This window comes from Brevibacterium sp. R8603A2, assembly GCF_023072605.1.
Lineage (GTDB): Bacteria > Actinomycetota > Actinomycetes > Actinomycetales > Brevibacteriaceae > Brevibacterium > Brevibacterium pityocampae.
In genome coordinates this window covers 142,992-167,444 of the sequence record NZ_JALLGN010000004.1, presented here as the reverse complement: position 1 = coordinate 167,444, position 24,453 = coordinate 142,992, and the positions used below count along the sequence as shown (strand labels likewise).

Here is a 24,453-nt window from a genome sequence, read left to right as displayed (position 1 = left end):
GCACCGAGACCGCCGGCCCCGGCCGACGGGCATCAGTCCATTACGGAGTCCCTACCTTTATGACCACCACCACGCCGGACACGGCGAAGAACGAGCAGATCGCAGTCAACGACATCGGATCTGCGGAAGATTTCCTCGCGGCAGTCGACGAGACCATCAAGTACTTCAACGACGGAGACATCGTCGAGGGAACGGTGGTCAAGGTCGACCGCGACGAAGTTCTGGTCGACATCGGCTACAAGACGGAAGGCGTCATCCTTTCGCGCGAGCTGTCGATCAAGCATGATGTCGATCCCGCCGAGGTGGTCGAGGTCGGAGACGACATCGAAGCCCTGGTCCTCACCAAGGAGGACAAGGACGGACGCCTGATGCTGTCGAAGAAGCGCGCGCAGTACGAGCGCGCCTGGGGCGACATCGAGAAGGTCAAGGACGAAGAGGGCGTCGTCACCGGCACCGTCATCGAGGTCGTCAAGGGCGGCCTCATCGTCGACATCGGACTCCGCGGATTCCTCCCGGCCTCGCTCGTCGAGATGCGCCGCGTGCGCGACCTCGCGCCGTACATCGGCCAGCAGGTCGAGGCGAAGATCATCGAGCTCGACAAGAACCGCAACAACGTCGTCCTCTCCCGCCGCGCCTGGCTCGAGGAGACCCAGTCGGCGGTCCGCCACGACTTCCTGCAGACCCTGCAGAAGGGCCAGGTCCGGCCCGGCGTCGTGTCCTCGATCGTCAACTTCGGCGCCTTCGTCGACCTCGGCGGCGTCGACGGGCTCGTCCACGTCTCCGAGCTCTCGTGGAAGCACATCGACCACCCGAGCGAGGTCGTCACCGTGGGCGACGAGGTCACCGTCGAGGTCCTCGACGTCGACATGGACCGCGAGCGCGTGTCCCTGTCGCTCAAGGCCACCCAGGAAGATCCGTGGCAGCACTTCGCCCGCACCCACGTCATCGGACAGATCGTGCCGGGCAAGGTCACCAAGCTCGTCCCGTTCGGTGCGTTCGTGCGCGTCGAGGACGGCATCGAGGGCCTCGTGCACATCTCCGAGCTCGCCGTGCGCCACATCGATCTGCCCGAGCAGGTCGTCAGCGTCGACGAGACCATCTACGTCAAGGTCATCGACATCGACCTCGATCGCCGCCGGATCTCGCTGTCCCTCAAGCAGGCCAACGAGGGCGTCGACCCGGAGGCCGTGGAGTTCCTCGACCCCGCGCTCTACGGCATGACCCAGGAGTACGACGAGGACGGGAACTACAAGTACCCCGAGGGCTTCGATCCGGAGACCCAGGAGTGGTTGGAAGGCTACGAGACCCAGCGCGAGGAGTGGGAGCAGCAGTACGCCGCCGCCCAGGCCCGCTGGGAGGAGCACAAGAAGCAGGTCGCGAAGGCCATCGCGGCCGACGCCGAATCCGGCTCCGAGGCTCCCGCCGAGTCCGGCTCGCAGGCCTCCTCCTCGTACAGCTCGGACGACCGCGCCGACGAGGGCACGCTGGCCAGCGACGAGGCACTCGCGGCTCTCCGCGAGAAGCTCGCGGGCAACTGAGCTCCAGCACAGCACCCCTGAAGGGCTCCCGGACGACCGTCCGGGGGCCCTTCGGCCGTCCCCGGCTCCCGCGCGGGCCGGTGCGCGCGTGGCTCCTCTACGCGCTCGTCCTCGTCCTCGCCTCGCTCACCGTGTTCGGCGAGGTCATCGCGCACCCGGGCACGCGGGTGTTCGCGGACAACGACGACACCTCGCTGTTCATCTGGTGGCTCGCCCACGCCGCCGACGTCGTCGCCGGCTGGTTCGGCCAGGGCTCGGGGGAGCGGCACCTCCTCTACTCGACCTCGATGCACCACCCGGCCGGGGTCAACGGCGGCTGGAACACCACCGTCCTCGGGCTCGCCCTGCCGCTCGTCCCGGTGACCTGGCTCGCCGGGCCCGTCGTCGCCTACAACCTCGCGATCATCGCCGCGCCGGTCGCCTCCGCGCTCGCCGCCGCCGCCCTCGTCCACCGCTTCGTGCCGCGTCTCCCGGCGTTCGTCGGCGGGTTCGCCTACGGCTTCTCCACCTACCTCGTGTCGCAGGCCTCGGGCCATCTCAACCTCGCATTCGCGGTCCTGCCGCCGCTCGTCGCGCTCGGCATCGTCGAGCTCCTGCGCACCGGTCCGCGCCGCCGCCCGGTGGTCACCGGCGTGTGGCTCGGGTGCGCGATCGGGTGGCAGTTCTACGTCTCGACCGAGCTCCTGGCCGGGACCTTCCTCGCCGCCGTGTGCCTGCTGCTCGCCATGCTCGTGTGCGCGCCGCGCATCCTCGCCCGCGCCGGCCTGCAGCTCCTCGGCGGGGGCCTGCTCGCCGCGGGCATCGCCGTGCTCATCGGCACGCCGCTGCTGCTCGCGATGTTCACCCTGCCCGGGGCGCCCGGGCAGACGATCCGTCCCCACGGCGTGTGGAACAACGACCTCCTCGACCCGCTGGTCCCCGGCGCCTACACGCTGCTCGGCGGCGGCCCCACCCCGATCCCGCGGCAGCTCGGCCTCGACCCATCCGAGATCGGCGGCTACACCGGAATCGTGTGGCTCGTCTGCGCTGCCCTCACGGTGCTCGCGCTGCACCGCTCGACGCGGTACGGCACGCTCGTGCGCGTCACCGCCCTCGCCGGCCTTCTCGTCTGGCTGCTGTCCATGGGCGCGCCGTGGTACGTGTGGGGCCGCCCGGTGTGGGAGCACACGCCGTTCCGTCTCGTCGAGCTGCTCCCCGTGCTCGGCAACGTGCTGCCGATGCGGCTCGCCGTCCACTCCACGCTCGCCCTCTCCGTGCTCCTCGCGCTCGGCCTGTGGCGGTGCCTGCGCAGCCCGCGCCCGGCCCTGCGCCGGCTCGGGCCGATCGCCGCGGCGCTGTCGCTGCTCCTCGTCGCCCCCGGGGCGGTGACCGCACGGCCGATCATCATCCCGGACTTCTACGCCGGCGCCTACGCCGAGGTCATCCCGGCGGGCTCGGTCGTCAAGACCCTGCCGCGGCCGGTGGCGATGGCGACCCCGCACGCCGACGAGGCGATGGTGTGGCAGGCGCTGACCGGGATGCACTACCGGGAGACCGGCGGCTACTTCATCGGCTCCACCCCGGAGAGCCCGATCATCTTCTCCGCGCCTGCGGACCCGCTCGACGCGGTGCTCGACGAGCACCGCGGCTCCCCGCTGCCCGACGGCGCCCGGCCGCGCGGTCGGGAGGCCGTCGACGCGCTGCGCGCGCGCGGCGTCGACTTCGTCGTCATCGCCGTCGACGGCGCCCACCTGCCGCACGAGGCCCTCGCGATCGCGCAGCACACCTCGCGGGCCGCCGGCGCCCCGTACCTCGAGATCGACGGCGTCTACCTCATCGATCTGCGCTGACCCATCGATCTGCGCTGACCCATTGCACGCGGGATACGCTGGGGCCATGCTGCTCATCGGACTCACCGGCGGAATCGGCGCCGGCAAATCGACCGTCGCCCGTGTGCTCGAGCAGGCCGGGGCCGCGATCGTCGACGCCGACGCGATCGCCCGCGAGGTCGTCGCCCCCGGCGCACCGGCGCTGCAGGAGCTCGTCACCGCGTTCGGCCCGGACATCCTCACTCCCGAGGGCGCTCTCGACCGCCCGGGGCTCGCGGCCGTCGCCTTCGCCGACCGGGCATCGACGCAGCGTCTCAACGCGATCATGCATCCGGCGATCGCGGAGCTGACCGCCGAGCGCTTCCGTGCGCACACCGACCGGGAGCTCGTCGTCCACGACGTCCCGCTGCTCGTCGAGAACGGGATGTCCGCGCGCTACCACCTCGCGCTCCTCGTCGACGTGCCGGCCGAGGTGCGGCTCGAGCGGCTCGTCGACTCCCGCGGGATGGACCGGGCCGACGCCGAGCGACGGATCGCCGCGCAGGCCAGCGATGTGCAGCGGTACCGGGCCTGCGACGTCGTCATCGACAACGCGGGGGAGCAGGCTGCGACCGCCGCTGCCGTCGAGCGCCTCGTGGACGAGCGCCTGCTGCCCTTCTCCCGGAACCTCGCCGCCGCCCGCCCCGCGCCCCGGGAGCAGGCAGCGAGGAACGGCGCTCCGGAGGACCCGCGCGAGCGTGCGTGGGCGGTCGAGCGCCTCACCGCCCGGATCCGTCACGCGTGTGCGGAGGCCGGCGTGGAGATCGAGTCCGTGGAGCGCACCGACGACGCGGCCGCCGGCGCGATCGCCCTCACCGCGGTGCCGGGCGCGGGGGAGTCGGAGGAGCGTTTCGGTGCCGCGCTGGGCGCGGCGGGCTTCCCGCCGGTCCCGGCGGGTGCGGCGGAGACGCCCGGACAGCAGTCCGCCCGGAGCCTGCATCGCAGTGCGGACCCCGGGCGGCCGGCCGATGTGGAGCTCAGCCGAGCGATGCGGTGAGGTGGATGTCGACGCCCTTGAGGGCCTTCGACACCGGGCAGTCCTTCTTCGCCTTCTGCGCGATCGTGTCGAAGTCCGCCGCCGACATCCCCGGCACCCGGCCGACGACGACGAGGTGGATGTCGGTGATGCCCTTCTCCGGGGAGAAGGAGACGTCGGCCCCGGTGGTGATCTCCTCCGGCGGGGTGCCGTTCTGTGCGAGCGCGTTCGACAGCGCCATCGAGTAGCAGGCGGAGTGCGCCGCCCCGATGAGCTCCTCCGGGTTCGTCACCCCGTTGATCGCGGTCTCGGCGCGGCCGGCCCAGGACAGGGTCATCGAGGCCGCGGCCGAGGAGTCGAGGGACACCGTGCCGGTGCCCTCTGCCAGGGTGCCGTGCCAGGTGGTGTGCGCCTTGGAGACGATCGCGTTCGCTGCGGGGGCCATGGGGTTCCTCGTTCCTTCGAGTCGGGATGTGCGGGGTCGGCGACCCTGAATGGAGTCTACTGGGCAGGACTCGTGGAGGCCTCCCGGCGGCCCCGGATGTAACGGGTGTGAAAATTTCCTCCGTGTCGGGCCCCGCGCGGGTCGAATGTGTGGTGATATTCATCACATCCCCTGCGGGGGCTGACATGGGCACGGCGCCCGTGATCGAAGGAGGCTGAACATGGCTGTGACACAGCGGACGAGGCGTGCAGCGCGTCTCTCGGCATCGGTGGCGATGGGCGCAGTGGTCGCTCTCGTCGCCACGGCGTGCGCGACGGGCGGGGGCTCGGAGGGATCCGGCGGCGAATCGGGCGGCGGAGGCGAGGGCGGAGCGCTGAAGATCGGCACCCTGCTGCCGCAGACCGGTGCGCTCGCGTTCCTCGGACCCCCGGAGATCGCCGGGGTCGACCTCGCGATGAAGGAGATCAACGAGGCCGGCGGCATCAACGGCGAGGACGTGGAGATCATCCACCGCGACTCCGGCGACACGACGACGAACCTCGCGACGCAGTCGACGACGGACCTCCTCAACCAGGACGTGTCGGCGGTCGTCGGACCCGCCTCGTCCGGTGTGGCGAAGACGGTGATCAACCAGATCACCGGCGCCGGTGTCATCCAGTTCTCCCCGGCGAACACCTCGCCGGACTTCACCGACTGGGACGACGACGGCTTCTACTGGCGGACCGCGCCCTCGGACGTGCTCCAGGGCCAGGTGCTCGGGAACTTCATGGTGTCCCAGGGCGCCTCGAACATCGGGATGATCGTCCTCAACGATGCCTACGGCACCGGTCTGGCCGCGAACATCCGTGAGACCGTCGAGGCCGCCGGCGGCACCATCGCCGTCGAGTCGATGTTCAACGAGGGAGATTCGCAGTTCACCTCGCAGGTCGACGAGGTCGTCGGGGCGGACCCGGATGCGATCGCGGTGATCACCTTCGACCAGGCGAAGTCGATCGTGCCGCTGCTGACCTCGAAGGGGATCAGCGCGGACCAGCTGTACTTCGTCGACGGCAACATCGCGGACTACAGCGCGGACTTCGATCCCGGCACCCTCGAGGGCGCCTACGGCACGCAGCCCGGCTCGTTCGCGCAGGACGACTTCAAGGAGCGGCTGGCGGAGGTCGACGACGCGCTCACCGTGTGGAACTACGCGGGCGAGTCCTACGACGCCACCGTGCTCCTCGCGCTCGCCGCGGCGCAGGCGGGGTCGACCGACCCGGCCGCGATCCGCGACGAGCTCCAGGCGGTGTCGCGCGACGGCGAGAAGTGCACCGAGGTCGCGCAGTGCCTCGAGCTCATCGAGGCCGGCACCGACATCGACTACGACGGCATCTCCGGACCGGTGACGATGTCGGAGAACGGCGATGTCACCGAGGCGACGATGGGCATCTACAAGTTCGACGGCGAGAACCGCCCGCAGCCGGACATGGAGGAGCAGGGCTCGCTCGAATGAGTCCGCGCCTCCTGCGGGAGCACATCTGAGCACAGCGGGTGGGGCGGCCGTCGATCCGACGGCCGCCCCTCTCGTGTGCGCCGTGCGCGTGTGCGCTCAGTGCTCGTGTGCTCAGTGCGGACCGGGCTGCGTCCCCGGCGCCGCGCCTGCCGCCGTGCCGTGGTCCGGGCCGTGGTCCTTCCCGTCGACCTTCTCGGCGAGGTCGCCGAGGTAGAGCTCGATGACCTTGGGGTCGCCCAGGAGATCCCGGCCGGTCCCGGTGTGCGAATCGCGGCCCTGGTCGAGCACGTAGCCGCGGTCGCAGATCTGCAGGCAGCGCCGCGCGTTCTGCTCGACCATGATGACGCACACCCCGGCCCGGTTGATCTCGTGGACGCGGAGGAACGCCTCGTCCTGCTTGACCGGGGACAGGCCCGCCGAGGGCTCGTCGAGGAGGAGCACGGCGGGATCCATCATGAGCGCGCGCGCCATCGCGACCATCTGCCGCTCGCCGCCGGACAGCGAGCCGGCCCGCTGGGTGCGGCGCCGGCCGAGCTCGGGGAACAGCGTCGTGACGTAGTCGAAGCGCTCGTCGAACTGCTTCGCGCGCAGATAGATCCCCATCTGCAGGTTCTCCTCCACCGTCAGGGTGGTGAAGACGTTCTCCGTCTGCGGGACGAAGCCGAGCTCGCGCTTGACGAGGACGTTGGCCTTGAGCCCGGTGAGGTCCTCCCCGCGCACCCGCACGGTGCCGGAGTGGACCTTGACGAGGCCGAACATCGCCTTGAGCAGCGTCGACTTGCCGGCGCCGTTGGGGCCGATGATGCCGATGAGCTCGCCCGGCCGGGCCTCGATGCTGCACCCGTTGAGGATGTTGACCCCGGGCAGGTAGCCGGCGACGAGGTCGGTGACGGTGACGACCGGCTCCCCGGCAGTGTCCGGGCCCGGTGTCTGGGCGGTGTGCGGTGCGGCGGTCATGGGGTGTCCTTCGGGTCGGTGGGGGAGGCGGGCGGCTCGCCGGCGGGGTCCTCGTCCTGTGCGAGGCTGTGCTCGAGCGCGGCCACCCCGGCGGAGTCGCCGAGGTCGACGTCGTGGTGGGCGCCGAGGTAGGCGTCGATGACGGCCGCGTCCTGCATCACGGTGTCCGGCGGGCCCTCGGCCACGATCCGGCCCTCGGCCATGACGATGACCCAGTCGGCGATGTGCCGGACCATGTGCATGTCGTGCTCGACGAAGAGGACGGTCATGCCCTCGGCCTTGAGGTTGATGATGTGGTCGAGGAGCGACTGCTTGAGCGCCGGGTTGACGCCGGCCATCGGCTCGTCGAGCATGACGAGCACCGGGTCGGTCATGAGCGCGCGCGCCATCTCGAGGAGCTTGCGCTGGCCGCCGGACATGCTCGCGGCGTAGTCCTCGCGCTTCGCGTCGAGCTTGAACCGGCGCAGCAGGTCATCGGCCCGCTCGGTGATCTCGGCCTCGCGCCTGCGCCACAGCCACGGGAGGAGAGCGGTGTGGATCCGCTCCCCGGGCTGCCGCGACCCGCCCAGGCGCATGTTCTCGATCACCGAGAGCTTCCCGAGCACCTTGGTGAGCTGGAAGGTCCGCACCATGCCGAGGCGCGCCACGCGGTGCGGGCGCATCCCGGACAGCTGGTGCCCGTCGAACGACCACGAGCCGGACTGCGGGGTGTCGAAGCCGGTGAGGAGGTTGAACAGGGTCGTCTTGCCGGCGCCGTTCGGGCCGATGAGCGCGGTGATCTTGTGGCGCGGGATCTCCACGTGGTCGACGTCGACGGCCTTGATCGCCCCGAACTGGCGGGTGATCGAGTCGCCGACGATGATCGGGTCGCGCTTCGCGCAGCCCGGCCCGGAGGCGTCCCCGGCGACGATCGGGCGCTCGTCGAGCATGTACTCGCTCGTCGTCCAGTGCGCGTACTCGTCGGGGTGCGCTCCGGTCCCGGCGTCGGGCCCGGGGCGCGGGGTGTCGGTCTGGGCGTTCACGAGAACACCAGCTCCTTCCGGTTGCCGAGGATGCCCTGCGGCCTGAAGATCATGAGCATCATGAGCGCGACGCCCACGAGGATGTAGCGGAGCTGACCGGCCTGCACGGTGGTGATGAACGTCACCGTGCCGGACTCGACGAGCCCGGTGAGGATGCCCTGGGTGAGCGAGAGCACGACCCAGAAGATCATCGCGCCGAGGATCGGGCCGAGCACGGTCGTCATGCCGCCGAGCAGCAGGCAGGTCCAGAGGAAGAACGTCAGCTCGGTGCCGAAGTTCGCCGGCTGCACCGACCCGGTGTTGAGGACGAAGATCATGCCGGCCAGGCTGCCGAGCACGCCGCCGAGCATGAGCGCCTGCATCTTGTACGAGAAGACGTTCTTGCCGAGCGAGCGGACCGCGTCCTCGTCCTCGCGGATGCCCTTGAGCACGCGGCCCCAGGGGGAGCGCATGAGGAGCCAGATGAGGACCGCGCAGACGGCGACAGCGGCCCAGGACACGATGAGCATCCACAGCGTGCGCGAGGAGATCACGGTGAAGCCGAGCGAGTAGCTGCCCGACGGGATCGGGCTGAGGTCGTAGAACCCGCCCTCGAAGGCGGCGAGTCCGTTGGCGGAGCCGGTGACGTCGGTGAGCTCGTTCGTCGTCACGACGTAGCGGATGATCTCCGCCGCCGCGATCGTGACGATCGCGAGGTAGTCGGCGCGCAGCCGCAGCGTCGGGATGCCGAGCAGCGCGGCGAGCGCGAGCGAGCACACGAGGGCGACGAGGAACGCCGCCCACAGCGGGGCGCCGAAGGTGAGGACCGCGATCGCGAAGCCGTAGGCGCCGACGGCCATGAAGCCCGCCTGGCCGAAGTTGAGCAGGCCCGCGTAGCCGAAGTGCACGGCGAGGCCGAGCGCGCCGAGCGCGTAGGCGGCGGTGATGGGGTTGAAGAACTCCCACAGGGCGTTGGTGAGGATGCTGGAGAAATCCATGATGATGACCTCGGACCGGCGTCAGCCGATCCTCTCCTTTCGTCCCAGGATCCCCTGGGGTCGGAACACCAGGACGAGGATCATGATGACCAGCGCGCCCACGTACTTGAGGTCCGCCGACAGCCAGATCGTCGAGATCTCGACGAAGATCCCCACGATGAGCGAGCCGACGAGCGCCCCGAACACCGTGCCGAGACCGCCGAGCGTGACCGCGGCGAACATCATGAGGAGGATCTGCTGGCCCATGTTGAAGGTGACGCCGGGCCGGTAGTACGCGTAGAGGATGCCGCCGAGCGCGGCGAGCGCGGCGCCGGTGATCCAGATGATCCGGATCACCCGGTCGACGTCGATGCCCGAGGCCGAGGCGAGCGCCGGGTTGTCGGCCACCGCGCGGGTCGCCTTGCCGATCTTCGACTTCATGAGGAGCAGGGAGACGATGATGACGACGGCGAGCGCGACGAGCATCGACACGAGGTTGTTCCGCGTGATCGAGAACGGGCCGAGGTCGAACACCGGGCCCTGCGCGTACGGGAGCTGGCGGGTCGAGCCGCCGAAGAAGAACTGGAGGATGTAGCGCACCGTCAGCGCGAAGCCGATCGACACGATCATCATCGGCACGAGTCCGGCGCGCCGGCGGCGCAGCGGCCGCCACAGGAGCGTGTCGTTGAGGTAGCCGTAGAGGCCGCCGCCGGCGACCGCGGCGATGATCGCCAGCCACATCGGCAGGCCGAGCGCGGCGAACGCGAAGGCGAGCACCGCGCCGAGGGTGACCGTCTCGCCGTGGGAGAAGTTGTTGAGCCCGGTGGTGCCGAGGATGAGGTTGAGGCCCACCGAGCACAGCGCGAGGATGAGGCCGAAGGTCAGGCCCGCGAGCGCGCGCTCGCCGAGCACGACGCCGAAGGCGCGGCCGCCGGTGCCGGTGTCCGTGGTGGTGCCCGGCGCCGCGGTCTCCCCGGCGGTCGGCGGGGAGGAGGGCACCGCGGTGGTGTCGTCGGCGCCCGAGGGGGCCGGGGCCGCCGCGGCACCGCCGCCGGCGCCGAACTGGAAGATCACCCCGGCGCGCGTTGTGTTGCCGAAGGACACCTCCCGCGGGTTCTCCTGGCCGTCGGCGAGGCTCACCCCGTCGGGGAGCGTCGACTCGTCGAGCTCGACGGAGTACGTGCCCTTGGCGGGCACCTCGATCTGCCAGCGGCCGTCGTCCTCGGAGGTGGTCTCGACGGTGCCGGCGTCGCCGGTCGCGGTGATCCGGACGCCGGCGAGGGGTTCGCCCTCGGTCCGCAGCGAGCCGGAGATCACCGGGGCGGTGCCGCCGGCGAGGGTGTCGGTGGCGGCGACGGCGGATGCCGCCGCGGGGCCGGCGAGGAACCCGCCGAGGATCGCCAGCAGCCCGAGGGCGAGCGCGACGAGTGCCGTCCGCTTCCACCTGGGCCGACGCACGAGATCGTGTGTCACGGTATGTGCCTTCCTGGTCCACGCGCCCCGGCTCACTTCGGTGTGATGTGAGTCACAGGACAGGTGCTGAACTGGATTATGGCACACGGAACGTTTCGCGCCGTTTTCCGGCGGATCACGACTTGGCATCGGCCCCGCGGCAGGTGCGGCCGGGGTGCGCGCGACCGGTGGGGAGCCTCGTGCGGAGCGTCGTGCAGAGCGTCGTGCCAAGGGCTGTGCCGGGGGAGTGTCCGAGCCCGGCGGTAGGGTGCTCCTATGAGCTCCGCCGACGCCCCCACGCCCCCCGACACCCGCCCGCGGACCGCGCCCGAGCGTCCGGTCCCGCGGATCGGCCACCGGCCCGAGGTCGAGCGCTCGGTGGCGCCCTTCGAGGTCGTCAGCGAGTACTCGCCGGCCGGCGACCAGCCCGCCGCGATCGCGGAGATCGCCCGCCGCCTCGACGCCGGCGAGAAGGACGTCGTGCTCCTCGGCGCCACCGGCACCGGCAAGTCGGCGACCACCGCGTGGCTCATCGAGCAGGTGCAGCGGCCCACGCTGATCATGGCGCCGAACAAGACGCTCGCCGCGCAGCTCGCCAACGAGTTCCGGCAGCTTCTGCCCCACAACGCCGTCGAGTACTTCGTGTCGTACTACGACTACTACCAGCCGGAGGCCTACGTCCCGCAGACGGACACCTTCATCGAGAAGGACTCCTCGGTCAACGACGAGGTCGAGCGGCTCCGCCACTCCGCGACGAACTCGCTGCTCACCCGGCGGGACGTCGTCGTGGTGTCCACGGTGTCGTGCATCTACGGCCTCGGCACCCCGGAGGAGTACGTCGACCGGATGGTGTCGCTGCGGGTGGGCCAGGAGTGGGACCGCGACGCGCTCCTCAAGCGCTTCGTGTCGATGCAGTACGCGCGCAACGACCTCGCCTTCACCCGCGGCACCTTCCGGGTGCGCGGGGACACGGTGGAGATCATCCCGCAGTACGAGGAGCTCGCGCTGCGGATCGAGTTCTTCGGCGACGAGATCGAGGCGCTCTACACCCTCCACCCGCTCACCGGGGAGATCGTGCGCGAGGAGGAGATCGTCCACATCTTCCCCGCCAGCCACTACGTCGCGGGGGAGAACCGGATGGGCCGGGCGATCTCCGACATCGAGCACGAGCTCCAGGAGCGGCTCGCCGAGCTCGAGGGGCAGAACAAGCTCCTCGAGGCGCAGCGCCTCAAGATGCGCACCTCCTACGACCTCGAGATGATGCAGTCGATGGGCTTCACCTCGGGGATCGAGAACTACTCCCGCCACATCGACGGGCGCGCCCCGGGCACCGCCCCCAACTGCCTGCTCGACTACTTCCCGGAGGACTTCCTCCTCGTCATCGACGAGAGCCACGTCACCGTGCCGCAGATCGGCGGCATGTACGAGGGCGACATGTCCCGCAAGCGCACCCTCGTCGAGCACGGCTTCCGGCTGCCGAGCGCGCTCGACAACCGGCCGCTGAAGTTCGACGAGTTCCTCGACCGGGTGGGGCAGGCGGTGTACCTCTCCGCGACGCCGGGGGACTTCGAGCTCGAGCGCGGCGACGGAGTGGTCGAGCAGATCATCCGGCCCACCGGGCTCGTCGACCCGAAGGTCGTCGTCAAGCCCACGCGCGGGCAGATCGACGACCTGCTGGCGGAGATCCGCGACCGGGTCGAGCGCGACGAGCGGGTGCTCGTCACCACCCTGACGAAGAAGATGGCCGAGGACCTCACCGACTACCTCCTCGAGCACGAGGTCAAGGTCCAGTACCTCCACTCCGACGTCGACACGCTGCGCCGCGTCGAGCTCCTCACCGAGCTCCGCGCCGGCGAGTTCGACGTGCTCGTCGGCATCAACCTGCTGCGCGAGGGCCTCGACCTGCCCGAGGTGTCGCTCGTCGCGATCCTCGACGCGGACAAGGAGGGCTTCCTCCGCTCGGGCAAGTCCCTCATCCAGACGATCGGCCGCGCGGCGCGCAACGTGCGCGGCGAGGTCCACATGTACGCCGACACGATCACCCCGTCGATGCGGTTCGCGATCGACGAGACCGACCGCCGGCGCGAGATCCAGATCGCCTACAACACCGAGCACGGGATCGACCCGAAGCCGCTGCTCAAGAAGATCGCGGACATCACCGAGCGGCTCCAGCGCGAGGACGAGGACACCCGCGAGCTCCTCACCGAGTTCGACTACGGCAAGGGCCGGCGCGGCTACACAGCGACCCTGAGCGACGAGCAGCGCGGCCGCGCGGCCGACGGGGGCTCGCTGCGCCCGCCCTCAGCGGACCTCGCCGAGCTCATCGCCGGGCTCACCGACCAGATGCACACCGCGGCCGCGGAGCTCCAGTTCGAGCTCGCCGCGCGGCTCCGCGACGAGCTCGCCGACCTCAAGAAGGAGCTGCGCCAGATGCAGCGGGAGGGCCACGGCTGAGCCCCGGCCCGCCGCCGGCTGGGCGCCGGGCCCGGCCGACTGCGCTACACTGACTCCTGCTGTTGATGAGGGAGTATCCTCAACGCTGCGTTCGTCAGCACGCCCCCGTCCGCACGGGGGCCGGACGCAGAGGCCTGGCGGGTGCGCACGCACCGCAGGCGGAGAGACTCGTGGCGGCCGACCTCATGGCGTCCTGCGCACCGCAGCCCCTCCCCGCGGCCGCGCGCCGGACGCCTCCCCGCTACGGAAAGGCACGGCTCCGGCATGGAGATCACCTGGTTGACCTGGACGGTGACGATCATCGTCATCGTCGCGCTCCTCGCATTCGACTACTTCTTCCACGTGCGCAAGGCGCACACCCCGACGATCCGCGAGGCCGCGGTGTGGTCGGCGATCTACGTCGGCCTCGCGCTCGTCTTCGGACTCGTGTTCTTCGCCTTCGGCGACACCACGCACGCGGTCGAGTACTACGCCGGCTACCTCACCGAGAAGGCGCTGAGCGTCGACAACCTCTTCGTGTTCCTCGTCATCATGGCGAGCTTCCAGGTGCCGCGCGACTACCAGCAGAAGGTGCTCCTCTTCGGCATCACCTTCGCGCTGATCTCGCGCACCGTGTTCATCCTCATCGGCGCCGTCGCGATCGAGATGTGGTCCGACGTGTTCTACCTCTTCGGACTCTTCCTCATCCTCATCGCCGGCCAGCAGCTCAAGGGCGAGCTCACCGGCGACAAGGAGGAGGACGAGGCCGACAACTTCATGGTCCGGATGGCGAAGAAGTTCCTCCCCGCCTCCGACACCTACGACGGCGACAAGCTCTTCACCATGGAGAACGGCAAGAAGGTGCTCACCCCGATGCTCCTCGTCATGGTGGCGATCGGCGCCACCGACATCCTCTTCGCCTTCGACTCGATCCCCGCGATCTACGGCCTCACCCAGGAGCCGTACATCGTGTTCACCGCGACCGCGTTCTCGCTCATGGGCCTGCGCCAGCTCTACTTCCTCATCGACGGCCTGCTCGACCGCCTCGTCTATCTCGCCTACGGCCTCGCCGCGGTGCTCGGCTTCATCGGCATCAAGCTCATCCTCCACGCGCTCCACGAGAACAACCTGCCGTTCATCAACGGCGGCGAGAACGTGCCGGTCGCGGAGGTCCCCACGACGACCTCGCTCCTCGTCATCGTCGCGCTCCTCGGGATCACCGTCGTCGCCTCGCTGTGGAGCCCCAAGGGCCGCGCTCTGCGCGCCCTTCAGAACGCCGAGCGCTACTCGCACCGCTACACCGTGCTGCCCGAGGACGCGAGCCCCGAGGAGCGCACGCAGGCGGTGCGGCTCATGGACCGCTGGACGCAGGAGGCCGAGGGGCTCGACCAGAAGTGGCGGGACAGGCTCCTCGACCACAAGGACAAGTACTCGCGCATCATCCGCACCGCGCACGAGACCCGGCTGGCCGCCGCCGAGAGCCGCGGCGCCGACGCCGAGGTGTCCCGCCGGATCGTCGAGCAGGACGGCCCGACGGTCTGATCAGTCCTGCGGGGCGAAGGGCCCGAACACGGGGTTCCAGGTGCGGATGGTCGTCGCCGCGATGACGTCCTCGGCCGCGTACGGGTCCTGCGTGAGGATGTCGACGATGTTCGCCCGCTCGTCGGCGGACAGGATGAGCAGCCCTCCCGGGGTGTCGTCGTCCTCGAGCGGACCGGAGGCGAGCAGCACCCCCGATTCGAGCAGGTTTGCCTGCCAGGCGCGGTGCGCCGGTCGGGCCGCCATCCGGCGCTCGGTGTCGGGGCCGTACTCGTAGGTGACAGCGAAGATCGCCATGTGCTTCTCCAGTCCGGGAGTGGGGAATAATCGGCAGGTGGGCGCCGGTTGTACCACCCGGTGCCCGCACCGCCAGTCTAGACGCCGCCCACGGAAGGAACCCACGTGCCACGCCTGCCGGAGATCCCCGCGGAGTTCGCGGACCCGGACACCGTCCAGGAAGCCTTCCTCGACCACTGCAGCGCGCTCGGCATCACCCTCTACCCGGCTCAGGAGGAGGCGGTGCTCGCCGCGGTCACCGGCGACAACACGATCGTCGCCACCCCGACGGGCTCCGGCAAGAGCATGGTTGCGCTCGCCGCGCTGTTCTCCGGGCTGAGCACCGGGCGGCGGAGCTACTACACCGCCCCCATCAAGGCGCTGGTGAGCGAGAAGTTCTTCGCCCTGACCGAGGCGCTCGGACCGGAGAACGTCGGCATGGTGACCGGCGACTCCGCCGTCAACCCCGATGCGCCGATCATCTGCGCGACCGCGGAGATCCTCGCGAACCAGGCGCTGCGCGAGGGTGCGCTGCTCGACGTCGGGATGGTCGTCATGGACGAGTTCCACTACTTCGCCGACCCGCAGCGCGGCTGGGCCTGGCAGGTCCCGCTGCTCCTCATGCCGCAGGCCCAGTTCGTCCTCATGTCCGCCACCCTCGGCGACGTGTCCCGGATCGCCGGCGACCTCGAGGAGCGCACCGGCCGGCCCACCACCCTCGTGACCTCGGTCGATCGCCCCGTTCCGCTCGAGTTCGAGTACTCCGTCGAACCCCTCCACGAGGCGCTCCACGCCCTCGTGCGGCGCGGTCGCGCCCCCGTCTACGTCGTGTCCTTCGCGCAGGCGCAGGCCGTCGAGCTCGCCGGCTCGATCGTCAGCGCGAACCTCACCACGCGGGAGGAGCGGGCGGCGATCACCGCCGAGATCAGCGGCTTCCGGTTCGGCGCCGGTTTCGGCACCGTCCTCAAGCGCCTGCTGACGCACGGCATCGGCGTGCACCACGCCGGCATGCTCCCGAAGTACCGGCGGCTCGTCGAGCAGCTCGCCTCCGCCGGCCTGCTCACGGTGATCTCCGGCACCGACACGCTCGGGGTCGGCATCAACGTGCCGATCCGGACCGTGCTCTTCACCGGTCTGACGAAGTTCGACGGGCGGCGCATGCGCCGCCTCCACGTCCGCGAGTTCCAGCAGATCGCCGGGCGCGCCGGCCGCGCCGGGTACGACACCGTGGGCTACGTCGTCGTGCAGGCCCCCGAGCACGTCATCGAGAACACGAAGGCCCTCGCGAAGGCCGGGGACGACCCGAAGAAGCGCCGGAAGGTGACGAAGAAGCAGCCCCCGGCGGGCTTCGTGTCGTGGTCGGAGAAGACCTTCGAGCACCTGACGACCGGCCGGCCGGAGGAGCTCACCTCGCGGATGCGGATCACGCATGCGACGATCATCAACCTGCTGTCCCGGCCGGGTGCGGGCGTGCGCACGATCGCCGATTTCATCGCCTCGACCCATGACACCCCGGAGGTGCAGCTCGACATGCGACTGCGCGCCCTCCACATCGGGCGCGCGCTCCTCACCGCCGGCGTCATCACCCGCACCGTCGACGAGGCCGGGCACGTGAGCTTTCGGCCGCAGACCGACCTCGGGCCGCACTTCGCGCTCAACCAGCCGCTCTCGCCCTTCGCCCACGCCGCGCTCGACCTCTTCGACCGCGAGTCCCCGGACTACGCGATGGACGTGCTGAGCATCATCGAGGCGACGACGTCGATCCAGTACGCGATCCTGCGCGGCCAGCTCGACCGGATCAAGCGCGACGAGCTCGGTGCCCTCAAGGCCGAGGGCGTCGAGTACGAGGAGCGGATGGCCGTCCTCGACGAGCTCACCTACCCGCAGCCGAACGCCGAGGTGCTCACCGCGGCCTTCGACGCCTACGCCGAGACCGCGCCGTGGGTCCGGGAGATCGGGATCGAGCCGAAGTCGGTCGTCGGCGACATGCTCACGCAGGCGATGAACTTCAGCCAGTTCGTCGCCTACTACGGGCTCGCCCGCGTCGAGGGCGGCCTGCTGCGCTACCTCACGGACGTCTTCCGGGCGCTCGTGCAGAACGTCCCGACCGAGGCGCAGACGCCGGAGCTCGAGCAGATCACGGCGTGGCTCGGGGACCTCATCGGACGCGTCGACTCGAGCCTGCTCGAGGAGTGGGAGGCCCTGCGGAACCCGGAGGACCCGGGCCAGGAGAGCCTGCTGCCGCCGCTCGACACCCGGCTGTCGGCCGACGCCCACCGCTTCACCCGGCTCATCCGCAACACGATGTTCCACCGCGTGCTGCTCGCCGAGCGGGCCGACTACGCCCGGCTCGGCGAGCTCGACGGCGCGAGCGGCTGGAACCAGCAGGCCTGGGAGGACGCGATCGAGGACTACTACGCCGAGTACGGCGAACTCGGCATCGACGGCGACGCCCGCAGCGCCGCGCTCGTCGACATCACCCCGGGTCCGGACCACTGGGAGGTGCGACAGGTGTTCGCCGATCCCCGCGGGGACAGGGACTGGGCGATCACCGCCCGCGTCGACGTCGCGGCGAGCGACGAGGCGGACGAGGTCGTCGTCGAGGTGCTCGACGTGGGGCCGATGGCCCCGGCCGGCACCTGAGCGGTCGCGACCGGCATGACGACGGTACACACGATGACGAGGGGGACGCGGGCGGCGCAGGACCCGTGTCCGAGGAGGGGAATAGAGTGACCGATGTGATGGCAGAGCAGACCAGTGGGCGCGCCCGGAGCGCTCGAGGCGTGTCGCACCTCGACACGCTCCGGGTCGAGGGCGCGCGCGCCCACAACCTCAAGAACGTCGACATCGCGATCCCGCGGGACTCGCTCGTCGTCTTCACCGGGTTGTCCGGCTCGGGCAAGTCCTCGCTCGCCTTCGACACGATCTTCGCCGAGGGCCAGCGCCGCTACGTCGAGTCCCTGTCCTCCTACGCCCGGATGTTCCTCGGGCAGATGGACAAGCCCGACGTCGACCTCATCGAGGGCCTGTCCCCGGCGGTGTCGATCGATCAGAAGTCGACCTCGCGCAACCCGCGCTCGACCGTCGGCACGATCACCGAGGTCTACGACTTCCTCCGCCTCCTGTGGGCCCGGATCGGCGTCCCCCACTGCCCGACCTGCGGGGAGCGGATCACCCGCCAGACCCCGCAGCAGATCGTCGACCAGCTCCTCGAGCTGCCCGAGCGCACCCGATTCATCGTCCGCGCCCCGCTGGTCCGCGGCCGCAAGGGGGAGTTCGTCGACCTGTTCGCCGAGCTCCAGGCGAAGGGCTTCGCGCGCGCCGTCGTCGACGGCGAGCAGGTCCAGCTCAGCGAGCCGCCGGTGCTCGCCAAGCAGGTCAAGCACCACATCGCCGCCGTCGTCGACCGCCTCGTCATCAAGGAGGGGATGCGCCAGCGGCTCACCGACTCCGTTGAGACCGCGCTCGCGCTCGCCGACGGCCGGATCGACATCGAGCTCGTCGACGACGGCACCGTGCGCACCTATTCCGAGCACATGTCCTGCCCGAACGAGCACCCGCTGACGATCGACGAGATCGAACCGCGGACCTTCTCCTTCAACTCGCCGTTCGGCGCATGCCCCACCTGCGACGGGATCGGGGTCAAGCTCCAGGTCGACGAGGTGCTCGTCGTCCCCGACGAGGACCTCAGCCTCGCCGAGGGCGCGATCGCGCCCTGGTCGGTGGGCAAGAGCACCGCGAAGTACTTCAACCGGCTCCTCGCCGGGCTCGGGGCGGACCTCGGCTTCGACATGGACACCCCGTGGGCGGAGCTGACGAAGAAGCAGCGCACCGCGATCCTCGAGGGCAAGGACCACAAGGTCCACGTCAAGTACCGCAACCGGTTCGGTCGCGAGCGCACGTACTCGACCGGCTTCGAGGGCGTCTACCAGTACATCCTCCGCAAGCACGGGGAGACCGAATCGGACCACGCGCGGGACCGCTACGAGTCCTACATGCGCGAGGTCCCGTGCTCCGCCTGCCAGGGCACCCGGCTCAAGCCGGAGGCGCTGAGCGTGCGCGTCGCCGGCCGCTCGATCGCCGAGGTCTCCGCGATGGCGCTCGACCAGGCCGGGGAGTTCCTCGGCGGGCTCGAGCTCAGCGGCCGCGACGCGGCGGTCGCCGCACAGGTGATGAAGGAGATCCGGGCCCGCATCGGATTCCTCCTCGACGTCGGGCTCGAGTACCTCAGCCTCGACCGCACCGCCGGCACCCTGTCCGGCGGCGAGGCGCAGCGGATCCGGCTCGCCACCCAGATCGGCTCCGGGCTCGTCGGCGTCCTCTACGTCCTCGACGAGCCGTCGATCGGCCTCCATCAGCGCGACAACCGCCGCCTCATCGAGACCCTCGTCAAGCTCCGCGATCTCGGCAACACGCTCATCGTCGTCGAGCACGACGAGGAGACCATCGAGTCCTCCGACTGGATCGTCGACATCGGCCCCGGTGCCGGCGAGCACGGCGGCGAGGTCGTGTATTCCGGGCCGGTCGCCGGGCTCACCGACGCCGCCCGCTCGATCACGGGCGACTACCTCGCCGGGCGCCGCCGCATCGAGCTGCCCGGCAGCCGCCGCCCGGTCGACGCGAAGCGCGTCGTCACCGTCGAACGCGCCCGGGAGAACAACCTCCGCGACGTCACCGTGAGCTTCCCGCTCGGGGTCCTCACCGCCGTCACCGGGGTCTCCGGCTCCGGCAAGTCGACCCTCGTCAACGACATCCTCTACACCGAGCTGGCGAACAAGCTCAACAACGCCAAGCGGGTGCCCGGGCGCCACAAGCGGGTGCGCGGGCTCGAGCACCTCGACAAGGTCATCCACGTCGACCAGGGGCCGATCGGGCGCACCCCGCGCTCGAACCCGGCCACCTACACCGGCGTGTTCGACCACGTCCGCCGCCTGTTCTCGGAGACCGAGGTCGCGAAGGTCCGCGGCTACCAGCCGGGCCGGTTCTCCTTCAACGTCAAGGGCGGGCGCTGCGAGGCCTGCCACGGCGACGGCACGATCAAGATCGAGATGAACTTCCTCCCCGACGTCTACGTCCCCTGCGAGGTGTGCGAGGGCGCGCGGTACAACCGGGAGACCCTCGAGGCCCGGTTCAAGGGGAAGAACATCGCCGAGGTGCTCGACATGCCGATCGAGGAGGCCGCGGAGTTCTTCGCCGCGGTGCCCGCGATCGCCCGGCACCTCACCACCCTCGTCGAGGTCGGGCTCGGCTACGTGCGGCTCGGCCAGCCGGCGACCACGCTGTCCGGCGGCGAGGCGCAGCGCGTCAAGCTCGCCGCGGAGCTCCAGAAGCGCACCCGGGGGCGCACGGTCTACGTCCTCGACGAGCCGACCACCGGTCTCCACTTCGAGGACATCCGCAAGCTCCTCGGGGTGCTCCAGGGGCTCGTCGACAAGGGCAACAGCGTCATCGTCATCGAGCACAACCTCGACGTCATCGCCTCGGCCGACCACGTCATCGACATGGGGCCCGAGGGCGGGCGCGGCGGCGGCACGGTGATCGCCGAGGGCACCCCGGAGGAGGTCGCGCAGATCGCCGGCTCCTACACCGGGGAGTACCTGGCCGGGCTCCTCGGTCGACGGGCGGGCGGCAGTGGATCCGACTGAGTACCGGCCGCGGCCCGGCGAGATCCCGACCTCGCCGGGCGTCTACCGGTTCCGCGACCCGGACCGCCGGGTCGTCTACGTCGGGAAGGCGAAGAACCTCCGTGCCCGCCTGAACTCGTACTTCGCCAATCCCTCCGGGCTCCACCCGCGGACCTTCGCGATGGTCCACACCGCGGCCTCCGTCGACTGGACCGTCGTCGACACCGAGGTCGAGGCGCTCCAGCTCGAATGGACGTGGATCAACGAGTTCGAACCGCGGTTCAACGTCATGTTCCGCGACGACAAGTCCTACCCGTACCTCGCGCTCACCCTGCGCGACGAGTTCCCGCGCGCCTTCATCACCCGCGGGAAGCGCAAGCCCGGCGTCAAGTACTTCGGGCCCTTCGCGCAGGTGTGGGCGATCCGCGAGACCCTCGACCTGCTCCTCCGGGCCTTCCCCGTGCGCACGTGCACGCCCGGGGTGTTCCGGCGCGCCCAGCGCACCGGGCGGCCCTGCCTGCTCGGCTACATCGACAAGTGTTCGGCCCCCTGCGTGGGCCGGGTGACGCCGGAGGAGCACCGCGGCCTCGCCCGGAGCATCGCGGATTTCATGGGCGGGAACACCGGCCGCTTCATCTCCGCGCGCAAGGAGGAGATGGCCGCCGCCGCCTCCGAGCTCGACTACGAGCGCGCCGCCCGCCTGCGCGACGAGATCGCCGCGCTCGAGAAGGTCCTCGACAAGAGCGCCGTGGTGCTGTCGATGAACGCCGACGTCGACGTCTTCGCCCTCGTCGCCGAGGAGCTCGAGGCCTCCGTGCAGGTGTTCCACGTGCGCGGCGGCCGGATCCGCGGGCAGCGCGGCTGGATCATCGAGCGCCTCCAGGAGCTCGGCCCCGCCGAGCTCATCGCCGACTCCCTCCGGCAGGCGTACACCGATGTCGAGCCCGAGGCGATCCCGCGCGAGATCGTCGTCGACACCCTGCCCGCCGATCTCGACACCGTCACCGCGTGGCTGACGGAGATGCGGGGGTCGCAGGTGAGCATCCGGGTGCCGCAGCGCGGCGAGAAGCGCGCCGTGATGGAGACCGTGGCGAAGAACGCCGAGCAGGCTCTCCAGCTCCACAAGACCCGCCGCGCCTCCGACCTCACCACCCGCAGCGCTTCGCTCACCGAGATCCAGCAGGCGCTCGACCTCGCGGAGCCGCCGCTGCGCATCGAATGCATCGACAACTCCCACACCGGCGGCCAGGACGTCGTCGGCTCGCTCGTCGTATTCGAGGACGGGCTGCCGAAGAAGCGCGACTACCGTCACTTCGCCGTCACCGGGGACGCCGCCCGCGACGACACCGCCGCGATGTACGACGTCGTGTCCCGCCGCTTCTCCCGCTACCTCGAGAGCCTCGTGTCCACCGAGCCCGACGAGCGCTTCGGCTACCGCCCCTCGCTGCTCGTCGTCGACGGCGCGCTGCCCCAGGTGCACGCCGCGGTCGCCGCGCTCGAGGACCTCGGCATCACCGACATCGCCGTCATCGGCCTGGCGAAGCGGCTCGAGGAGGTGTGGGTGCCCGGCGACGAGTTCCCCGTCGTGCTGCCCCGCAACTCCGAGGGCCTGTTCATGCTCCAGCGGATCCGCGACGAGGCCCACCGCTTCGCGATCTCCTACCACCGCAAGCGCCGGGGGAGGAGCATGCGGGCATCCGCCCTCGACGGCATCCCCGGGCTCGGTCCGGCCAAGCGCAAGGCGCTGCTCGCGCGCTTCGGGTCGGTCCGTCAGGTCCGCGCCGCGAGCCCCGAGGAGCTCGCCGGAGCGCCCGGCATCGGTCCGGCGCTCGCCGAGCGCATCCACGCCGCCCTCGGCCCGTCGGAGGCCGCAGGCGGGGAGACCGGGGAGGACCCGGGATCGGATACCGTAGGAGCGGAAGCCACCGCAGCGGAAGGAAGCCCGGATGACTGAGCCGCCGGAGATCGTCGAGACCACCTCGCCCGCGACCGCGCTCGAGGTGCTCGTGCTCACCGGGATGTCCGGGGCCGGGCGCTCGACGGCGGCGAACGCGCTCGAGGACATGGACTGGTACGTCGTCGACAACCTCCCGCCGCAGATGATCGCCCCGCTCGTCGAGCTCGTCGCCCGGGCCGACGGCGCGCTGCCCAAGGTCGCCGTCGTCGCCGACGTCCGTGCCCGCTCGATGTTCTCCGAGCTCGAGCAGGTGCTCGTCGACTACGTGGACCAGGGGATCGGGATCCGCGTCCTGTTCCTCGACGCGAGCGACGAGGTGCTCGTGCGCCGCTTCGAATCGGTCCGACGGCCCCACCCCCTCCAGGGGGACGGCACGCTCATCGACGGGATCGAGGCCGAGCGCCGCGAGCTCGCCCCGCTGCGCAACCGCGCCGACATCACCATCGACACCTCGGACCTCAACGTCCACCAGCTCCGCGCCGAGGTGCGCGCCGCCTTCGGCCAGGACGGCGCCGCTGCGCTCAAGCTCACGGTGATGAGCTTCGGATTCAAGTACGGCATCCCGAAGGACGCCGACCATGTCGTCGACGTCCGCTTCCTCCCCAACCCCTACTGGATCCCGCATCTGCGCGGACTCAACGGCCAGGATGCCCCGGTGTCGGACTATGTGCTGTCCCAGCCGGGCGCGCTGAGCTTCGTCGACCGCTATCTCGCGCTCCTCGACATCATCGTCGAGGGGTATCTCAGCGAGAATCGCTCCTTCGCCACCATCGCGATCGGCTGCACCGGCGGCAAGCACCGCTCGGTGGCGATCGGCGAGCAGCTCGCCCGGCGCCTCGCCGACCGCACCGAGGCCTCGGTGAGCGTCCGGCACCGCGACCTCGGGCGGGAATGAGCATGGACCCGCATCCCGGGCTGATCCGCACCGAGGAGCTGCCCCTCTACCTCAGCCGACCCGCCAAGCAGCCCTCCGGCGGGCCCATGATCGTGTCCTTCGGCGGCGGCCATGGGCTCTACGCCGCGCTGCGGGCCTTCCGGCTGCTCACCGAGAACCTCACCGCGGTCGTCACCGTGGCCGACGACGGCGGCTCCTCGGGCCGGCTCCGCAAGGAGCTCGGCGGGCTGCCCCCGGGCGACCTGCGGATGGCGCTCGCCGCGCTCTGCGACGACGGCGAGTGGGGCCGCACCTGGCGCGACGTCATCCAGCACCGCTTCCAGTCCCGCGGTCCGCTCGACGAGCACTCCGTGGGCAACCTCCTCATCTCCGCGCTGTGGCAGCTCCTCGGGGACCACGTCGAGGGACTCGACTGGATGGCGCGGCTGCTGCGCACCCACGGACGGGTGCTGCCGATGTCCTCCGTCCCGCTCGTCATCGAGGCCGACGTCGCGCTCCGCCCCGGTGGGCCGACGAGCGTGATCCGCGGGCAGTCGCAGCTCGCCGCGACCCCGGGCCGGGTCGACCACGTGCGCCTCGACCCGCAGGCGCCGCCCGCCCGCCGGGAGACGATCGAGGCCGTGCGCGCCGCGCAGGTGCTCAACCTCGGACCCGGGTCCTGGTACACCTCCGTCATGCCGCACCTGCTCGTGCCCGAGCTCGCCGAGGCGATCGTCGCCTCGACGGCCTACAAGTGCCTCACCCTCAACCTGCCCGGGGCACAGGCCGAGACCGCGGACCTCACCCTCGTCGACCACCTCGAATCGCTCCACGCGCACGCCCCGGAGCTGCGCTTCGACGCCGTGCTCGTCGACAGCGCGGCGGCCGCCGACGAACCCGCGCTCGCCCGCGCGGCGGAGCGGCGCTTCGGGGCCCGGCTGTGGTCGCGGCCGCTCGAGTCCCGCCGGCCCCGCGCCCACGACAGCCTCAAGCTCGCGGCATGCTACCGTGATTTGCTCATCGACGCCGGAATCACTGTGGACGAGCAGTGGTGAGGAAGGAACA

Annotated in this window: 17 protein-coding genes; 11 read left to right on the top strand and 6 right to left on the bottom strand. The window is 70.6% G+C overall.

Translation table 11 applies throughout. The features are described 5' to 3' along the window. Positions 1-59: 59 nt before the first annotated feature. From rpsA to coaE, 3 genes are all read left to right on the top strand, one after another. Positions 60-1,538: a 30S ribosomal protein S1 gene (gene rpsA, locus MTQ12_RS05500; RefSeq protein WP_247424839.1), complete on the top strand. Its 1,479-nt coding sequence runs from the start codon at positions 60-62 to the stop codon at positions 1,536-1,538. Between the two features lie 80 nt (positions 1,539-1,618). Next, on the top strand, positions 1,619-3,367 hold the full coding sequence (locus tag MTQ12_RS05495; RefSeq protein ID WP_247424836.1) for a hypothetical protein: 1,749 nt from the start codon (positions 1,619-1,621) through the stop codon (positions 3,365-3,367). Between the two features lie 46 nt (positions 3,368-3,413). After that, positions 3,414-4,382 (top strand): dephospho-CoA kinase, encoded by a 969-nt coding sequence (gene coaE, locus MTQ12_RS05490; RefSeq protein ID WP_247424833.1) that lies wholly within the window; start codon positions 3,414-3,416, stop codon positions 4,380-4,382. Here the strand turns inward: coaE and MTQ12_RS05485 are convergent. Beyond that, positions 4,363-4,806, bottom strand: coding sequence for an OsmC family peroxiredoxin (locus tag MTQ12_RS05485; RefSeq protein WP_137319779.1), 444 nt, complete (start codon positions 4,804-4,806; stop codon positions 4,363-4,365). The genes coaE and MTQ12_RS05485 overlap by 20 nt on opposite strands. A gap of 220 nt (positions 4,807-5,026) precedes the next feature. Between MTQ12_RS05485 and MTQ12_RS05480 the strand changes: the two genes are divergently transcribed. Then, positions 5,027-6,298: an ABC transporter substrate-binding protein gene (locus MTQ12_RS05480; RefSeq protein WP_247424830.1), complete on the top strand. Its 1,272-nt coding sequence runs from the start codon at positions 5,027-5,029 to the stop codon at positions 6,296-6,298. A 111-nt stretch (positions 6,299-6,409) separates the two neighbouring features. Here MTQ12_RS05480 and MTQ12_RS05475 read toward each other — a convergent pair whose 3' ends face one another. The 4 genes from MTQ12_RS05475 to MTQ12_RS05460 all read right to left on the bottom strand — a co-directional run bounded on the left by MTQ12_RS05475 (position 6,410) and on the right by MTQ12_RS05460 (position 10,706). After that, positions 6,410-7,255 carry an ABC transporter ATP-binding protein gene (locus MTQ12_RS05475; protein WP_247424827.1) on the bottom strand — a complete coding sequence of 282 codons (846 nt, stop codon included), beginning with the start codon at positions 7,253-7,255 and terminating at the stop codon, positions 6,410-6,412. Further along, positions 7,252-8,184 (bottom strand): ABC transporter ATP-binding protein, encoded by a 933-nt coding sequence (locus MTQ12_RS05470; RefSeq protein WP_247424992.1) that lies wholly within the window; start codon positions 8,182-8,184, stop codon positions 7,252-7,254. The genes MTQ12_RS05475 and MTQ12_RS05470 overlap by 4 nt, the downstream gene beginning before the upstream one ends. Before the next feature lie 89 nt (positions 8,185-8,273). Then, entirely contained in the window at positions 8,274-9,254 is a 981-nt protein-coding gene (locus MTQ12_RS05465; RefSeq protein WP_137319776.1) for a branched-chain amino acid ABC transporter permease, read from the bottom strand. 21 nt (positions 9,255-9,275) lie between these two features. Then, positions 9,276-10,706, bottom strand: coding sequence for a branched-chain amino acid ABC transporter permease (locus MTQ12_RS05460; RefSeq protein ID WP_247424823.1), 1,431 nt, complete (start codon positions 10,704-10,706; stop codon positions 9,276-9,278). 255 nt (positions 10,707-10,961) lie between these two features. Between MTQ12_RS05460 and uvrB the strand changes: the two genes are divergently transcribed. Further along, positions 10,962-13,139, top strand: a complete 2,178-nt coding sequence (gene uvrB, locus MTQ12_RS05455) for an excinuclease ABC subunit UvrB (protein WP_247424820.1) — start codon at positions 10,962-10,964, stop codon at positions 13,137-13,139. A 264-nt stretch (positions 13,140-13,403) separates the two neighbouring features. Then, positions 13,404-14,660, top strand: coding sequence for a TerC family protein (locus tag MTQ12_RS05450; RefSeq protein ID WP_247424817.1), 1,257 nt, complete (start codon positions 13,404-13,406; stop codon positions 14,658-14,660). Here the strand turns inward: MTQ12_RS05450 and MTQ12_RS05445 are convergent, their stop codons facing one another. Further along, positions 14,661-14,954 carry a YciI family protein gene (locus MTQ12_RS05445; protein WP_247424814.1) on the bottom strand — a complete coding sequence of 98 codons (294 nt, stop codon included), beginning with the start codon at positions 14,952-14,954 and terminating at the stop codon, positions 14,661-14,663. Between the two features lie 105 nt (positions 14,955-15,059). On the opposite strand from MTQ12_RS05445, the gene MTQ12_RS05440 reads away from it, so the two are divergent. The 5 genes from MTQ12_RS05440 to yvcK all read left to right on the top strand — a co-directional run bounded on the left by MTQ12_RS05440 (position 15,060) and on the right by yvcK (position 24,443). Then, on the top strand, positions 15,060-17,576 hold the full coding sequence (locus MTQ12_RS05440) for a DEAD/DEAH box helicase (protein ID WP_247424810.1): 2,517 nt from the start codon (positions 15,060-15,062) through the stop codon (positions 17,574-17,576). 98 nt (positions 17,577-17,674) lie between these two features. Continuing rightward, entirely contained in the window at positions 17,675-20,578 is a 2,904-nt protein-coding gene (gene uvrA / locus MTQ12_RS05435) for an excinuclease ABC subunit UvrA (protein WP_247424808.1), read from the top strand. Continuing rightward, positions 20,565-22,511 (top strand): excinuclease ABC subunit UvrC, encoded by a 1,947-nt coding sequence (uvrC, locus tag MTQ12_RS05430; RefSeq protein ID WP_247424805.1) that lies wholly within the window; start codon positions 20,565-20,567, stop codon positions 22,509-22,511. Before uvrA ends, uvrC begins: the two co-directional genes overlap by 14 nt. After that, positions 22,504-23,409 carry an RNase adapter RapZ gene (gene rapZ / locus MTQ12_RS05425; RefSeq protein WP_137319769.1) on the top strand — a complete coding sequence of 302 codons (906 nt, stop codon included), beginning with the start codon at positions 22,504-22,506 and terminating at the stop codon, positions 23,407-23,409. Before uvrC ends, rapZ begins: the two co-directional genes overlap by 8 nt. Before the next feature lie 2 nt (positions 23,410-23,411). Next, positions 23,412-24,443, top strand: a complete 1,032-nt coding sequence (yvcK, locus tag MTQ12_RS05420) for a uridine diphosphate-N-acetylglucosamine-binding protein YvcK (RefSeq protein ID WP_247424802.1) — start codon at positions 23,412-23,414, stop codon at positions 24,441-24,443. The last annotated feature ends 10 nt before the right edge of the window (positions 24,444-24,453 follow it).

Excerpts from the sequence above, each read along its gene's own strand:
- rpsA (WP_247424839.1), top strand. The coding sequence starts at position 60 with ATGACCACCACCACGCCGGACACGGCGAAGAACGAGCAGATCGCAGTC.
- coaE (WP_247424833.1), top strand. The coding sequence starts at position 3,414 with ATGCTGCTCATCGGACTCACCGGCGGAATCGGCGCCGGCAAATCGACC.
- MTQ12_RS05485 (WP_137319779.1), bottom strand. The coding sequence starts at position 4,806 with ATGGCCCCCGCAGCGAACGCGATCGTCTCCAAGGCGCACACCACCTGG.
- MTQ12_RS05480 (WP_247424830.1), top strand. The coding sequence starts at position 5,027 with ATGGCTGTGACACAGCGGACGAGGCGTGCAGCGCGTCTCTCGGCATCG.
- MTQ12_RS05475 (WP_247424827.1), bottom strand. The coding sequence starts at position 7,255 with ATGACCGCCGCACCGCACACCGCCCAGACACCGGGCCCGGACACTGCC.
- MTQ12_RS05470 (WP_247424992.1), bottom strand. The coding sequence starts at position 8,184 with ATGCTCGACGAGCGCCCGATCGTCGCCGGGGACGCCTCCGGGCCGGGC.
- MTQ12_RS05465 (WP_137319776.1), bottom strand. The coding sequence starts at position 9,254 with ATGGATTTCTCCAGCATCCTCACCAACGCCCTGTGGGAGTTCTTCAAC.
- uvrB (WP_247424820.1), top strand. The coding sequence starts at position 10,962 with ATGAGCTCCGCCGACGCCCCCACGCCCCCCGACACCCGCCCGCGGACC.
- MTQ12_RS05450 (WP_247424817.1), top strand. The coding sequence starts at position 13,404 with ATGGAGATCACCTGGTTGACCTGGACGGTGACGATCATCGTCATCGTC.
- MTQ12_RS05445 (WP_247424814.1), bottom strand. The coding sequence starts at position 14,954 with ATGGCGATCTTCGCTGTCACCTACGAGTACGGCCCCGACACCGAGCGC.
- uvrA (WP_247424808.1), top strand. The coding sequence starts at position 17,675 with ATGGCAGAGCAGACCAGTGGGCGCGCCCGGAGCGCTCGAGGCGTGTCG.
- rapZ (WP_137319769.1), top strand. The coding sequence starts at position 22,504 with ATGACTGAGCCGCCGGAGATCGTCGAGACCACCTCGCCCGCGACCGCG.
- yvcK (WP_247424802.1), top strand. The coding sequence starts at position 23,412 with ATGGACCCGCATCCCGGGCTGATCCGCACCGAGGAGCTGCCCCTCTAC.